Here is a 14,030-nt window from a genome sequence, read left to right on the forward strand (position 1 = left end):
CATCAAGAGGACGCACTCCAATATGCGCCACCCGATTATCTGCGCTGCCTTTGTGGGGCTCGTCGCACTCTCTGCCTGCTCGAACAACAATGACGATGAGGTCGAAGAGGCGCTGAAAAGTGTCAACGCCATCGACGGTGCGAACCTGTCGGACATCATGCTGACCGTCGGCGACCCGAAAGAGGCCGTGGCCTATTTCCAACGCTCCTCGCTTGAGAACCCCGATCGGATCGACCTGCGCCGGGGCCTTGCGAAGTCGCTCGTGCGCGCGGGACGCCATACCGAGGCGACCAAGGTCTGGGCCGATGTCGTGGCGATGCCTGACTCGACCCTGGATGACAAGGTCGACATGGCCGATGCGCAGATCCGCGCGGGTCAGTGGAAAGAGGCCGAGGCCTCGCTGAACTCGATCCCGCCAACGCATGAGACCTTCGATCGCTACAAGCTTGAGGCGATGGTGGCGGACTCGAAGAAGGATTGGAAAAAGGCCGATACCTTCTATGACATCGCTGCGGGCCTGACGACGAAACCTTCAGGTGTCCTGAATAACTGGGGCTTCTCGAAGCTGACGCGCGGCGACACGAAAGAGGCAGAGCGCCTGTTCGCCGAGGCGCTGACCTATGACCCGGGCAACTTCACCACCAAGAACAACCTGGTTCTCGCCCGCGCGGCGCAGCGCAAATATGAGATGCCCGTCATCCAGATGACTCAGACGGAGCGCGCTCAGCTGCTCTATACGGCCGCGCTTTCGGCGATCAAGCAGGGCGATGTCACCATCGGCAAGGGCCTGTTGCAAGACGCGATCGACACCCATCCGCAGCATTTCGACGAGGCAGCCCGCGCGCTCGCCGCGCTCGACGCGAAGGGGTAAGCGGATGCTCGGCCTCAGCCCAGGCGCGGCGGCGCTTGTCCTGCTGATCGCGGTCACGCCGATCTGCGCATGGGTCTGCTATACCGACCTGAAATACATGAAAATCCGCAACACATCGGTCGCCGCCCTTCTGGCGGTCTTCGCCGTGGTCGGCCCCTTCGTGCTGCCGCTCGACGAATGGGCCTGGCGTTGGGTGCATTTCGTCGTGGTGCTGGCAATCGGCTTCGTGCTGAACATGATCGCGCATTTCGGGGCAGGTGACGCGAAATTCGCCGCCGCCGCCGCGCCGTTCTTTTCATCCGCACCGACGCATATTCAACTGATGATCTTCCTGCTGGCGGCCTTTCTGCTTGCGGCCTTCACCACGCACCGCCTGATGCGCGCAATCCCGGCCATACGCGCCATGGCGCCCGACTGGGTCAGCTGGACGCGCAAGGATTTCCCTTTGGGTCTGGCGCTAGCCGGGACGCTCTGGGCCTATCTCGCGCTGGTCTCAGCCGTCGCTTGAGGGTTGGCCCTTGATCGGGCGCAGCACGATGTAGGTTTCGGTGCGGCGCTCTTCTTCAAGCTGCCAGCCTTCCTTGGCCAGTGCCTTGATCATCGCATTGCGCCGATCTCGCGCGAAGGCGCATTGCAGCAAAACGATACGATCGGCCGCGGCCACCCCCGGCGTGCCCGAGTAATACCAGGGCGCCGCCCCCTCGACCGGCTTGAAATCGCCAAAGAGCCAGAGCGAAGTGAACAGATCCCCGACCAGGATCGACTGCCCCGCATAGCCCGCCTCCGTCAGATCCTTGGCCATCAGGTCGAACACCGCATAATGGCCCGAATTGACCTCACAGGAGGGTAGCTCCTCTCCGTTCAGCAAAGCAGGCTCGTCGTCCTTCTTGTCCTCGCCCTCCTCGTCCGGCTCGGGTTTTGCCTTCGCCATCTCGGCATAGGCCTCGTAGGGTTGCCCGGGCGCGTCGCCCCGAATGGCCAGCCGCACACCGATGAGGCGATCGGGCTCAACCAGCAGATCGTCATCGACGCTGCGCTTGCGCACCATCGGCAACTCCCCATGCGGTTTGGCCTTGAACGCGGCGATGGGGCTGTGCAGCAGGTTAAAGGCCGAGGGCGACGCGAGACTGAGCAAGACCACCCCGCAGATCGCCAATGCCCCCCCCAACGGCCAGCCGAGGGCGTTCTTGCGCTCATCGCTCGGGCGCAAGGCGAAGGCCATGACGCCCGCGAGCACCAGCCATTGCGGATCGTTGCCCCAGTTCTGGTAGGTGATGTAGATCGCACCGGGAAGCAGCAGCAGCATCGCCAGCCCCTCGGTCATGCGGCCCGACTGCCGCAGCAGCACCACCAGCCCGAGCGCGGCAAGGCTCCCCAGAAGATAGGGCGGAGCCGTGGCGTTTTCCTGGAAAGACAGACCCGGCTGCGAGCGCGTTTCCGACGTCGCAACGGCCAGAAGATCGCGCATATAGGCCAGCCAGAAATCGGCGCCATAGGCGAGCGTCACAAATGCCGCCACCAGCAGCCCCGCGATGGCCCCCGCGAACAGCGAACCCCAGGCGCGGCGCATGACAAGGCCGACAAGGATCGCCGGAAGAAGGGCGACGAAATAAGTCACCTTGATCAACACCAGCCCCGCCAACGCCAGGCCGATCAGCGCACCTTCAAGCAGCGGGCGGCTCCGCCCGAGAGGATTCATAATCGCCAGCGGCAGCGCGACATAGGCCAGTGCCCAGGCCCAACGGTTGTAATGCATGGAAACCGAAGTCAGTACCTTCGCCTCGGCATGGACCAACGTAAGGCACAAGAGCATAATATAGACGGCATAGAGCAGCGCGAAATGACCCGGAAAGCGTGAGCGCGCTACCCACAGCACGGGTCCGAACAACAGCGCGGCAACCAGCGCCTGAGCGGCAAAGAAAGCGTGCCCCAGCCCAAGGTCAAGCTTTGCGAATAAGGCAATGGGCCAGACCGCCAGAATGCCGATGGGCGTCATGAAATCGAGGTGCGGCACCTGCCCTTGCATCGCCATGCGCAGCACAATGTCGCTTAGGTGGAGCGCGTCACCCTCATGCATCCGCAGCACCAGAGCGCCCTTCACGAAAGGCAGGACCGCCAGCATCAGCGCCACCGCACCCACGACCAGTGCCAGCCGCTTCAGCGACGCCTGTTTCACACCCGACATCCCAGCCTCTCCGCGTTTTTTCCCATTTTTAGCCACATTAACCGCGCATCCTGCCCGAGTGAATCCCAATAGGGGACAATTGCGCCCTCGATGGGGCCGCTGAGCGGCAAAGTCAGGACCGCAGCAGACGGAGACGCGAATGAATATGATGGCTTCGAATGTCGTAGCCCCTGTGCCGCCCAAATCGCTGCAGGAGACCGGGCTGAACCCGGTCATGATGCGCGACATGCTGCTCAAGACGATGTTCCGCACCAATACCGATACGGTCACGCTGATCTCGCGCCAGATCTGCCTGCCGCCGACGCTGACGCAGGAACTGATCGACATGTGCCGCAGCCAGCGGCTGGTCGAGGCTACAGGCACGCTCCACGCCAACTCGGGCAATGAGATGGGCTTCCAGCTGACCGACTCGGGCAAGGCGCGCGCGCTCGACGCGCTGTCGCAGTCGGAATACTACGGCGCCCTGCCCGTCCCGCTCGATATGTATCGCGAACAGGTCAAGCGCCAGTCGATCCGAAATATCCAACTGACGCGCGATCAGCTGACCGGCGCCATGGGGCACCTGATCCTGCCGCCGACACTGATCGACCAGCTTGGCCCGGCGGTCTCCTCGGGGCGCTCGATCCTGATGTATGGCCCGCCCGGCAACGGGAAATCCTCGATCTCGAACGGTATTCGCGACGCGCTTGGCGACAAGATCTACATCCCGCGCGCCATCGAATACGCGGGCCAGGTGATCACCGTCTATGACCCGATCGTTCATGCCGCCGCGACCGAGTCGGTGGAAGACCCGAACTCGCTGCGCCGTTCTTCGAACCGGTTCGACACGCGCTACGTGCTGTGCGACCGCCCGACCGTGATCACCGGGGGCGAACTGTCGCTCGACATGCTCGACCTGACCTACAACCCCACGGCGCGCACCTATACCGCACCCTTGCAGCTGAAATCCTCGGGCGGGGTCTTCATCGTGGACGACCTTGGCCGTCAAGCCGAGCCGCCGCAGAAGCTGGTCAACCGCTGGATCGTGCCGCTGGAAGAAAGCCGCGACATCCTTGCGCTGCAATCGGGCGAGAAGTTTGAGGTGCCCTTCGACACGCTCGTGATCTTCTCGACCAACTTCCACCCCAACGAGATCTTCGACAAGGCCGCGCTGCGCCGGATCTTCTTCAAGATCAAGATCGACGGGCCGAACCAGGCCGACTTCCTCAAGATCTTCTCGCTGGTGGCGAAGAAGAAGCGCATGCCGCTGGACGAGAACGCGCTTCTACACCTGCTGAAGGTGAAATACCCGACGATCGACAATATCTATGCGAACTATCAGCCGGTCTTCCTGGTCGATCAGATGATCTCGATCTGCGAGTTCGAGGGCATCCCCTATCAGATGACGCCCGAGTTGATCGACCGTGCCTGGTCGAACATGTTCGTGCGCGAGGAAGCGATCGTCCACTAAGCCTATTCGGCGGCGTCGCCCCAGCGCGCGATCACATCGTCCTGATAGGTTTTCGAGACCGGCACCTCTGCCCCATCCTGCGTGACAAGGCGCAAGCGCCCCTTGTCACGCCTCAGACCCGAGACAGCGCCCCCCGACACCCAGTGCGAGCGATGCACCCGCAAACCATCGGCTTCCTCCAGTTCGCTGATGGCGTCGGCAAATCGCATGAGAAGGCTGTGCGTGCCCGCCTCGGTGACAACATCAACATAGTGATCACGGACCTGCATCCGCAGAATGGGCGCATGCTGTTCAGGCGCGAGACGTTGCAGGAGGCGCGGCGGTTCGGCCGGAGGTTCCGGCTGCGGTGCGAAGACGGCCCTGCGCTTTGGGCGCACACGGAAGGCATGGCGCAGCGCGGTCGTGGTCAGCGAGGCGACGAAGACATAGAGCGCGATCAGCGCGGGCTGTTGCGGAGCGGCACCGGGCGCATCCGTCAGCCACGATTGCAAGGCCCAGGCCAGCGGGCTCAGAACCAGTGTCGCCAGGCCCGCAATATTCAGCGCCACGCGCCAGACCGCGCGGATCCCCATGGCCCGCGTCACGTAAAGCCGTATCGCCACGCCAACCAGGATGCCGACGCCAACAATGAGCGGCCAGAAAACGGCGCGTGCGCCAAGCGATAGCGCAGCCCCGGTCCCGAAAGGACCGCTCACCACCAAGAAAATCGAAAGCGCGGCCCAAGCCACCGGAAAAGCCGGGGAGCAGAGCGCTCTCTTATAAGAAAACATCCACGAGGTCATAACCCGACCCAAACTGCACGACACACTGTGGCTTGCTAACCAACCCGAGATTTTCGTGCAATGCCGCAAAGCGGCAAACGTGAGGTCAACCTACGATTGTCGAGATATTTTCTGCGCGCTGTGGCTTCCCGCACACCCGCGCAGACACGTTTTTGATCAGACGGTCAAGCCCTCGGGCTCGGGCAAGCCATTGGCACGGCAGCAGGCGGTGAGCGTATTGGCCAGCAGGCAGGCGATGGTCATCGGCCCGACGCCACCCGGAACCGGGGTGATCGCACCGGCGACAGACGCCGCGCTGGCGAAATCGACATCGCCCACAAGCTTGGTCTTGCCGTCGCGCTCGATGCGGTTGATGCCCACGTCGATCACCGTCGCACCGGGCTTGACCCAGTCACCGGGGATCATCTCGGGGCGGCCCACTGCGGCCACAAGGATATCGGCGCTGCGGCACACCGCCGCCAGATCCTTGGTGCGGCTATGCGCGATGGTCACCGTGCAGCTGTCGCCCAGAAGCAGTTGCGCCATCGGCTTGCCGACGATGTTCGAGCGCCCCACGACAACCGCGTTCAGCCCCGAGAGGCTGCCGAGGTGATCGCGCAGCATCATCAGACAGCCAAGCGGCGTGCAGGGCACCATGGCCTTTTGGCCCGTGCCGAGGAGCCCGACGTTCGAGATGTGGAAGCCGTCCACGTCCTTGGCCGGGTCGATCGAATTGATCACCAGGTCCGAGTTCAGATGCCCCGGCAGCGGCAGTTGCACGAGGATGCCATGCACCGCCGGGCTCTTGTTCAGACGGTCGATCAGCGCCAGCAGCTCTTCCTCGGAGGTCTCGGCAGGCAGCTTGTGCTCGAAGCTGTTCATGCCGACCTCGACGGTCTGCTTGCCCTTGTTGCGCACATAGACCTCGGAGGCCGGGTCTTCGCCCACCAGAACCACCGCGAGGCCCGGCGTAATCCCGTGAACCTCTTTCAGCCGCGCAACCTGCTCTGCCACCTGCGCGCGCACGCCCGCCGCAAAGGCCTTCCCGTCGATGATCGTGGCACTCATTGCCCGTCCCCTTTTCCCAGAACCCGTTCTTCCTGCGCGATGAAATGCTCGATCATGTCGCGCCAGAGCCGTTCCGCCAGCCCATCATCGACACCGGCCTCGGCAGCGCGCGCCCGCACCTTGGCCACTACGTCCTCGACCCGCTCCGGGATTCGTGCGGGCAAACCCACCACCTGCTTGATCTCGGCCGCGCGGGCCACAAGCCGTGTGCGATGCGCCAGCAACGCAATCAGTTGCCGGTCCAGCGCGTCGATCTCGACGCGCAGTTCTTCCATCGTGCTGAGTGTTGCGGGCTCTTTCATGGGTGCCTCCGCTTGGGTCACATGCTCCCTAGCGCAGCGCGCCGCCCGCCTCAACCCCGCGCCTCAGAAGAGGCCCTCGATCTCCCCTTCCGCATTCAGCCGGATGTTCTCTGCTGCCGGATGGCGTGGAAGGCCCGGCATCGTCATGATCTCGCCGCAGATCACCACCACGAACCCCGCGCCCGCCGACAGGCGCACCTCGCGGATGGGCAGCGTATGCCCCGAGGGCGCACCGCGCAGCGCCGGGTCCGAACTGAACGAGTATTGCGTCTTGGCCATGCAGATCGGTAGCTTACCGTGGCCTGCGGCCTCCCACTGGCGCAACTGGTCGCGCACCGCCTTGTCGGCGATCACATCGCCAGCGTGGTAGATGCGGCGCGCGATCGTGTCGATCTTGTCCCACAGGCTCATGTCCTCGGGGTACAGCGGCGCGAAGGCGCTCCCGCCCTCGGCCATCTGCACGACCTTGCGCGCCAGATCCTCGGCCCCGGCGCCTCCCTCGGCCCAATGGCGACACTCGATCGCCTCGCAGCCCTGCCCCGCGACATAGGCGCGCACGGCCTCGATCTCGGCGGCGGTATCGGTCGAGAAATGGTTGATCGCCACCACGACCGGCACACCGAAGCCCTTGGTATTGGCGATATGGCGACCAAGGTTGGCACAGCCCTTGGTCACGGCGACCACGTTCTCCGCGCCGAGGTTATCCTTGGTGATGCCGCCATTCATCTTCAGCGCACGGATCGTGGCCACGATGACCGCCGCCGCAGGCGTCAGCCCGGCCTTGCGGCACTTGATGTCAAAGAACTTCTCGGCCCCCAGATCGGCGCCGAAGCCGGCCTCGGTCACCACGTAGTCCGCCAGCCGCAGCGCCGTCGAGGTTGCCATGACCGAGTTGCAGCCATGCGCGATATTGGCGAACGGCCCGCCATGCACGAAGGCGGGCGTGTGTTCGAGCGTCTGCACGAGGTTGGGCTGCATCGCCTCCTTGAGCAGCACCACCATCGCCCCGTCCGCGCCGATATCGCGGCAGGTGATCGGGCTGCGGTCGCGGCGATAGGCCACAACCATGCGGCCAAGGCGCTCTTGCAGATCTTCGAGATCGCGCGACAGGCACAGGCAGGCCATGACCTCGGAAGCCACGGTGATGTCAAACCCGGTCTGGCGCAGGAAGCCGTTCGACACGCCGCCAAGCCCCACGACGACATCGCGCAGCGCGCGGTCGTTCATGTCCATGACCCGTTTCCAGGTCACGCGGCGCTCGTCGATCTCAAGGCTATTGCCCCAGTAGATGTGGTTGTCGATCATCGCGGCGAGCAGGTTATGTGCCGCCGTAATCGCATGAAAATCGCCCGTGAAATGGAGGTTCATGTCCTCCATCGGCACGATCTGCGCATAGCCGCCGCCTGCAGCCCCACCCTTCATGCCGAAGTTCGGACCAAGCGAGGCCTCGCGGATACAGATCGCCGCGCGCTGACCGATCCGCGACAGCGCATCGCCCAAGCCGACCGTGGTCGTGGTCTTACCCTCGCCCGCAGGCGTCGGGTTGATCGCGGTGACAAGGATCAGCTTGCCCATCGGGCGCTCGGAGAGGCCCGCGATGAATGCCGCATCCACCTTGGCCTTGTCGCGGCCATAGGGGATCAGTGCCTCGGCCGGAATCCCCAGTTTCGCGCCGATCTCGGGGATCGGGCGTTTCTGCGCGGCGCGCGCAATTTCGATGTCGCTCTGCATCTGCTTCTCCTCTTCCCGCGCCAGCTTAACGGCGGGAAAATCGGGGAAAAGCCCAGAATCGACATTCCAATGGCTGGAATGGACGCCCGTGCCGCTTTCGTCCCTGATCAGAGATTATCCTCTTCGGACCAGCGCCTTTGCGCAGGCACGAAGAGGCGCAGCGTATCGCCCAGAGTCAGAACGCCGGGGCGCTCGACCCAGGTCACGATCCCGCGCCGCCCGCTGGCCGCAGGCTTGTAGCGCGCGCCCTTGCCAGGGTGGTGGTGCTCCAGCACCTTGCCGGGAAGCACGCAGGCAAGGTTTTCCATCTCGACGACCAACGTCGCCCCGTCCGGCCCTTGCAGGCGCGACGAGGGCGGCAGATGTGTCAGGTCTGGCAAGCCGCGCAGTACGATTGAGGCACCGACCCATTCGGGCGCAAGGCGCGGGATATGCAGGGCAAATGCCGTCTCGGCCAGTTCCTCATCCGACAGGACGGTCAACTGGCGGGTATTGGCGATCTCGGTGCCCCTCGGGTGCAGGTCCAGCACGCGCGAACAGCTCGACCGCGTCAGGCCCGAATGCTTCTCGCCCTCGGCGCCGTCGAAGCCCAGAACCAGTTTCTCGACCGGCGTCGAGGCAAGCCCGTGGCCGGGCTCGACCTGGCCAAGAAAGACAATCTCACCGCTGAAATGGGTTGGGCGCAGGGCAGGCATCAGGAAATTCTCAACGTAAGGAAAACCCGCCGGAACGGGAACAGGACCGAGCCGTCGGGCTCGGCGGGATAGGCCGCTTCCAGCGCAGCCTCGTAGCGCAGGGTGAAGGCCGCCAGTTCGGCCTCGGACAGCTTCTCGATATAGGGGCGCATCGCGGTGGCTTCGGTGAAGCGGCGAACCGCATGGGCATCAGGCAGCGGATCGAGGCGCTGGATATAGTCGGTCTGCCAGACATCGACCGTTCCCAGAGGGGCCAGCAGCCGCGCGTAATGCGCAGGCTCTGCCACCGGGGCGATCCAGCCGGTAAAGTCGAAGCGGTCAGGGAACATTTCCTGCGCGAATTCCCGCAAGAAGCGATGCGAGGGCGCGCCGTATTGCCGTGGCATCTGCACCGCCAGCACACCGCCGGGCGCCAGGAACCCGGCCAAACGCGGGAACAGCGCGTCGTGATCGGGCAGCCAGTGCAAAAGCGCGTTTGAAAAGATCAGTGCGGCGGGCTTCTTGGGCGCCCACTGTGCGGCATCGGCCAGATCGCAACGCTTGTAGGCGCCCGTTGCCGCCGCCTCGGACAGCATCGCGGGCGAGTTGTCCACGCCGACGATCTTGCGGTCGGCGAAACGCGCGGCCAGTGCGGGGCCCGCAGCGCCCGCGCCGCAACCGAGGTCAACCACCTTGCCCTTGGGCAGATCCCCCACCCGCGCCAGCAGATCGAGCGCGGGCCGCAGGCGTAGCCCGCGATAGCGCGCGTAGAACTCGGGGTTCCAGTCCCCATCCTTCCGGCCTGCGATTGCCTTGGCCATCTCTGCCCCCAGAAACGTAAGCGCCGGGGCCGCGCCTTGCGCCCCCGGCGAATGCCACCCTCAGACCGAGGGCTCAGGTGCCGTATCGCCGCCCTTGGCGGGCTTGGTCTTGGGAACGGCGGTCACCGAAGGCAGGCTGCCCGTCGGCGTGTCGTCGTCATCGTCGCCGTGGATCGCCTCGCCGGCCATGACCTTCTTGATCTCATCGCCGGTCAGGGTCTCATATTCGAGCAGGCCCTGTGCTAGACGCTCCCATTCGTCGATGTTGTCCTCAAGGATGCGGCGCGCCTCCTGATAACCCTCTTCAATCAGGCCGCGCACCTCGTCCTCGATCAGCTCCTTGGTCTTGGTAGAGACCGAGAAGCCGCCGGTATTGCCAGAATAGCCCTCATGCGCCTCGGAGTAGTCGATATTGCCGACCTTGTCGGACATGCCCCACCGCATCACCATGGCGCGGGCAATGGCCGAAGCCTGCATGATGTCGCCCGCCGGGCCGTTCGACACGTGATCCTCGCCCCATTTCAGGATCTCGGCCGCCTTGCCCGCCATGGTCATGGCGATCTTCTGCTTGGCCTCGTCCTTATGGTAGTTCAGCTTGTCCATCTCGGGCAGCGACACGACCATGCCAAGCGCCTGACCGCGCGGGATAATCGTGGCCTTGTAGACCGGATCGCACTTGGGCAGCTTCATGCCGACCACGGCGTGACCGGCCTCGTGATAGGCGGTCATTTCCTTCTGCTCGGGCGTCAGCACCATCGAGCGCCGCTCGACCCCCAGCATCACCTTGTCCTTGGCGTTCTCGAAATCTTCCATCGTCACGAAGCGGCGCCCGATGCGCGCGGCCATCAGCGCGGCCTCGTTCACCAGGTTGGCCAGATCCGCCCCCGAGAAGCCCGGCGTACCGCGTGCGATCACGCGCAGATCAACGTCCGGCCCGGTCGGAACCTTGCGGGCATGAACCGAGAGGATCTTTTCGCGCCCCTTGATATCGGGGTTCGGCACGTGGATCTGACGGTCGAAGCGGCCCGGGCGTAGCAGCGCCGGATCCAGCACGTCCTTGCGGTTGGTGGCCGCAACGATGATGATCCCTTCGTTCGCCTCGAAACCGTCCATCTCGACCAGAAGCTGGTTCAGCGTCTGTTCGCGCTCGTCATTGCCGCCGCCGATGCCGACACCACGGGCACGGCCAACGGCGTCGATTTCGTCGATGAAGACGATACAGGGCGCGTTTTTCTTGGCTTGCTCGAACATGTCGCGCACACGGGATGCGCCCACGCCGACGAACATCTCGACGAAATCCGAACCCGAGATGGTGAAGAAGGGCACGCCCGCCTCGCCCGCGATGGCGCGCGCAAGCAGCGTCTTACCCGTGCCGGGCGGGCCGACCAGCAGCGCGCCCTTCGGGATCTTGCCGCCGAGACGGCTGAATTTCTGCGGGTTGCGCAGGAACTCGACGATCTCCTCAAGCTCTTCCTTGGCCTCGTCGATGCCGGCCACATCGTCAAAGGTCACGCGGCCCTGCTTTTCGGTCAGCAGCTTCGCTTTCGACTTGCCAAAGCCCATGGCGCCGCCCTTGCCGCCGCCCTGCATGCGGTTCATGAAGAAGACCCACACGCCGATCAGCACGATGAAGGGCAGCCACACGCCCAGAAGCGACATGAAGCCCGATTGCTCCTGCTTGACGACGCGCACCTGGATGCCCTTGTCGATCAGGCGCTCGGCGATCTCGTCCGCGAACGGCTTGACGGTGGTAAAGGCCGATCCGTCACCGATCTGGTAGCGCACATCCTCGCCGTCGATCTGAACGCTCTTCACATCGCCCTTCTCGACCTGCGCAATGAAGTCGGAATAGGCGACCTGCTTAGAGTTCATCGTGCTCTGGCCATCGCCAAACAGATTGAACAGTGCCAGGATCAGCAGGAACAGCACTGCCCAGAAGGCGAGATTGCGCGCGTTGCCCAAGGGGGACCTCCAAAGTTATTCAGGCCGCGGGCAAGCCCGAAGCCGTTGCGATGAAAATAGGGATTACGCGGGCAGGTTCAACGCCTGAATAGCGAAGAGTGGAAAGAGCCGCAGACAATCCGCGCTTTCCAGCCACTCTCAAGCCCCGCAAGTGGCGCTGAAACCAGCCTCTCGCCCTGCCAGACAGCGGGCGAGGCCAGAAGCGAGACGCGCGGCAGGCCGCTTTCGCGCCAGTTCGGACAGAGTTTCAGCCCCTGCGCGCCAAGGGCGGCGATCTCCTGCCCCTCGGCGGCGGGTCCCTCAAGCCGCCAGCGGTCCCATGGAGTGCCGACCGGAACGCGCAGCCCGGCTACGGCCCGCGCCTCGCGCGTGATAAGGATCTCGGCATCGCTGACCCGGATGCGGCAGCCGTGCAGGGTGCGGTCGGGGCGCTCGCGCCAGTCGATCAGGAAATCCGCAACCTTCCGGGCGCGCGGCGCGTAATCCGCCCCCGAGACCCATCTCAGCGCCGCCACGATCAGGCGTCGTTGGATTTCGTGCGGAGCGCGCCGGAACGGTTCGGCCGCGATCAGCAGATCGCCGCCCACCTCGGCCACATGGCGGCGCGCATAGTCGTGCACCTCAAGAACCAGCGCGCTCTCGGCCACGGAGAGGTGGCTCACGACATTGCTCAATTTCTCCGAGGTGATCCCCAGAGGCCGCAGTGCTCGCAACGCCTTGCGCGCCTTCACCCTGTCGAAACGCTCGTTCTCATTGCTCGGATCCTCGACCCAGCCGATCCCCTGACGCGACAGATAGCCTCGCAGATCGTCCCTGCCGATCAGCAGGAACGGGCGCAGCCAAAGGATACCCTCGGCCTCGAAACGTGCGCGCATCCCCGAGAGCCCTTCCAATCCTGCCTCGCGCGCAAGCCGCATCAGGAAGGTTTCGGCCTGATCGTCGCGCGTGTGACCAAGCGCCACCTGCGCGATGCCGCGCGTTTGCGCCCAAGCGCCAATCAGCTGAAACCGGGCGCGCCGGGCCTGATCCATCAGGTTTCCGCTGCCTTCCGGCCCCTGCCAGCTCAGGATCGTATGGGGAATGCCCCGTTCCGCGCAGAGCCGCGCGACAAAGCGGGCCTCATCCGCCGCCTCGGGGCGCAATCCGTGATCGACGGTGACAGCTTCGACCGGATGCGCGTCTGCGAGCAGCAGCAATGTCGCCATCGAATCCGAACCGCCCGAGACCGCAACCCCGATCGTGTCGGCAGAAAAACGCGGATGCGGCGTGATCGCCGCATCCGCCCATTGATGGAGCCAGGCATCCTCGGGCGTCATTTTCCCCGCCTCAACTTCCGCGAGACGCTGGAATGCGCGCTCCTCGAACCCGGTCACTGACACCCGAAGCCGGTCATGGCCGAGCTCGCCTGCGCCGCGGCAGGGCTGCCGGGGAAACGGATCGGCACCTCGGCCAGCGTCGCGCAGGCCTCGACCTTCTGGCCCAGATCCCCAAGCGAGACACCCAGACCCAACAGGTTGTCGCCCGCGCGCGGCCCGTTCGGCGCGGCCGAGAAGCCATCGAGCCAGGCGCGCGCCGCCCCCGCCGTATCGCCCGCCTGTTTCAGCGCATCGCCGCGCAGATACATCGCATCGGCGGTCAGTGGCCCGCCCGGGTAGGTTTCGGCAAAGGTCGCAAAGAGGTCAGCGGCGCCGCGAAAGTCACCCTGACCGAGCACCCCCTTGGCCCGGTCGAAATCAGCCTGTTCGTTCATCGCCAGAGATGCGCCCGCAGGCGCCGGAGTGCCCGAGGGCGCCGGCGCCGTCACCGGGTTGGCCGAAGCCCCCACCCCGCCAAGCGGCTGCGTCTGGCCGAGGGCCGAAATATCGCAGCCCTCTTCCAGTTCGCACAGCCGGAACTCCAGATCGCCCACGCGGTTCGTGCCGTCGGCAACAACCCGGTTGATGCGGTTCTCCAGCTCTTCCGTGCGCGAGGTCAACTGCGAAAGCTGCCCCTCCATCGCATTCATGCGCTCCAGTGCAGTTGCGCCGCCCGCCTGCTGGATCCCCTGCGCGCCACCCGACACAAGCTGCGCACGCAGCCCTTGCAGGTCGCCCGACAACTGCGCCAGTTGGGCGCGGATATCGGCCAGGGTTTGCGCATCCTGCGCATGGGCGGGCGCCATCAGCGCCAGCGCCATAGCGCCTGCCATCAGCACCCGCCGCATCT

Annotated in this window: 13 protein-coding genes; 3 read left to right on the forward strand and 10 right to left on the reverse strand. The window is 64.7% G+C overall.

The window, feature by feature from the left end; all coding sequences use genetic code 11:
• Positions 1-22 precede the first annotated feature (22 nt).
• Together N3C64_RS05460 and N3C64_RS05465 are read left to right on the forward strand one after the other, a co-directional pair.
• Entirely contained in the window at positions 23-871 is an 849-nt protein-coding gene (locus N3C64_RS05460; protein ID WP_260012618.1) for a tetratricopeptide repeat protein, read from the forward strand.
• A gap of 4 nt (positions 872-875) precedes the next feature.
• Positions 876-1,379, forward strand: coding sequence for a prepilin peptidase (locus N3C64_RS05465; RefSeq protein ID WP_218628779.1), 504 nt, complete (start codon positions 876-878; stop codon positions 1,377-1,379).
• Here the strand turns inward: N3C64_RS05465 and N3C64_RS05470 are convergent.
• A complete protein-coding gene (locus N3C64_RS05470) occupies positions 1,365-3,056 on the reverse strand; it encodes a glycosyltransferase family 87 protein (RefSeq protein WP_260012621.1) in 1,692 nt (563 codons plus the stop codon). The genes N3C64_RS05465 and N3C64_RS05470 overlap by 15 nt on opposite strands.
• Positions 3,057-3,195: 139 nt before the next feature.
• Here N3C64_RS05470 and N3C64_RS05475 point away from each other — a divergent pair, with 139 nt between their 5' ends.
• On the forward strand, positions 3,196-4,506 hold the full coding sequence (locus N3C64_RS05475; RefSeq protein WP_218628781.1) for a DUF8689 domain-containing protein: 1,311 nt from the start codon (positions 3,196-3,198) through the stop codon (positions 4,504-4,506).
• Between the two features lie 2 nt (positions 4,507-4,508).
• On the opposite strand, the gene N3C64_RS05480 is transcribed toward N3C64_RS05475, so the two are convergent.
• From N3C64_RS05480 to ybgF, 9 genes are all read right to left on the reverse strand, one after another.
• Positions 4,509-5,201, reverse strand: a complete 693-nt coding sequence (locus N3C64_RS05480; protein WP_260012624.1) for a LytTR family DNA-binding domain-containing protein — start codon at positions 5,199-5,201, stop codon at positions 4,509-4,511.
• A 243-nt stretch (positions 5,202-5,444) separates the two neighbouring features.
• Positions 5,445-6,335: a bifunctional methylenetetrahydrofolate dehydrogenase/methenyltetrahydrofolate cyclohydrolase FolD gene (folD, locus tag N3C64_RS05485; protein ID WP_260012626.1), complete on the reverse strand. Its 891-nt coding sequence runs from the start codon at positions 6,333-6,335 to the stop codon at positions 5,445-5,447.
• The gene (locus N3C64_RS05490) at positions 6,332-6,637 is read right to left on the reverse strand and encodes a chorismate mutase (RefSeq protein WP_218628784.1); all 306 of its coding nucleotides are present in this window, start codon (positions 6,635-6,637) and stop codon (positions 6,332-6,334) included. Before N3C64_RS05490 ends, folD begins: the two co-directional genes overlap by 4 nt.
• A 63-nt stretch (positions 6,638-6,700) precedes the next feature.
• Positions 6,701-8,368: a formate--tetrahydrofolate ligase gene (locus tag N3C64_RS05495; protein WP_260012629.1), complete on the reverse strand. Its 1,668-nt coding sequence runs from the start codon at positions 8,366-8,368 to the stop codon at positions 6,701-6,703.
• A 107-nt stretch (positions 8,369-8,475) separates the two neighbouring features.
• Positions 8,476-9,063, reverse strand: coding sequence for an MOSC domain-containing protein (locus N3C64_RS05500; RefSeq protein WP_260012632.1), 588 nt, complete (start codon positions 9,061-9,063; stop codon positions 8,476-8,478).
• Positions 9,063-9,863 (reverse strand): methyltransferase domain-containing protein, encoded by an 801-nt coding sequence (locus N3C64_RS05505; protein WP_260012635.1) that lies wholly within the window; start codon positions 9,861-9,863, stop codon positions 9,063-9,065. The genes N3C64_RS05500 and N3C64_RS05505 overlap by 1 nt, the downstream gene beginning before the upstream one ends.
• Before the next feature lie 60 nt (positions 9,864-9,923).
• Complete coding sequence (gene ftsH, locus N3C64_RS05510) at positions 9,924-11,825, reverse strand: ATP-dependent zinc metalloprotease FtsH (RefSeq protein WP_218628788.1); 1,902 nt, start codon at positions 11,823-11,825, stop codon at positions 9,924-9,926.
• A gap of 77 nt (positions 11,826-11,902) precedes the next feature.
• Positions 11,903-13,141, reverse strand: a complete 1,239-nt coding sequence (gene tilS, locus N3C64_RS05515) for a tRNA lysidine(34) synthetase TilS (protein ID WP_260012639.1) — start codon at positions 13,139-13,141, stop codon at positions 11,903-11,905.
• A 53-nt stretch (positions 13,142-13,194) separates the two neighbouring features.
• Positions 13,195-14,028 (reverse strand): tol-pal system protein YbgF, encoded by an 834-nt coding sequence (gene ybgF, locus N3C64_RS05520; RefSeq protein ID WP_260012642.1) that lies wholly within the window; start codon positions 14,026-14,028, stop codon positions 13,195-13,197.
• Between the last annotated feature and the right edge of the window lie 2 nt (positions 14,029-14,030).

Source organism: Sedimentimonas flavescens (assembly GCF_025154035.1).
Lineage (GTDB): Bacteria > Pseudomonadota > Alphaproteobacteria > Rhodobacterales > Rhodobacteraceae > Rhodobacter > Rhodobacter flavescens.

Coding starts and splice junctions, on each gene's coding strand:
- N3C64_RS05460 (WP_260012618.1), top strand. CDS start 23: ATGCGCCACCCGATTATCTGCGCTGCCTTTGTGGGGCTCGTCGCACTC.
- N3C64_RS05465 (WP_218628779.1), top strand. CDS start 876: ATGCTCGGCCTCAGCCCAGGCGCGGCGGCGCTTGTCCTGCTGATCGCG.
- N3C64_RS05470 (WP_260012621.1), bottom strand. CDS start 3,056: ATGTCGGGTGTGAAACAGGCGTCGCTGAAGCGGCTGGCACTGGTCGTG.
- N3C64_RS05475 (WP_218628781.1), top strand. CDS start 3,196: ATGAATATGATGGCTTCGAATGTCGTAGCCCCTGTGCCGCCCAAATCG.
- folD (WP_260012626.1), bottom strand. CDS start 6,335: ATGAGTGCCACGATCATCGACGGGAAGGCCTTTGCGGCGGGCGTGCGC.
- N3C64_RS05490 (WP_218628784.1), bottom strand. CDS start 6,637: ATGAAAGAGCCCGCAACACTCAGCACGATGGAAGAACTGCGCGTCGAG.
- N3C64_RS05495 (WP_260012629.1), bottom strand. CDS start 8,368: ATGCAGAGCGACATCGAAATTGCGCGCGCCGCGCAGAAACGCCCGATC.
- N3C64_RS05500 (WP_260012632.1), bottom strand. CDS start 9,063: ATGCCTGCCCTGCGCCCAACCCATTTCAGCGGTGAGATTGTCTTTCTT.
- N3C64_RS05505 (WP_260012635.1), bottom strand. CDS start 9,863: ATGGCCAAGGCAATCGCAGGCCGGAAGGATGGGGACTGGAACCCCGAG.
- tilS (WP_260012639.1), bottom strand. CDS start 13,141: ATGACGCCCGAGGATGCCTGGCTCCATCAATGGGCGGATGCGGCGATC.
- ybgF (WP_260012642.1), bottom strand. CDS start 14,028: ATGCGGCGGGTGCTGATGGCAGGCGCTATGGCGCTGGCGCTGATGGCG.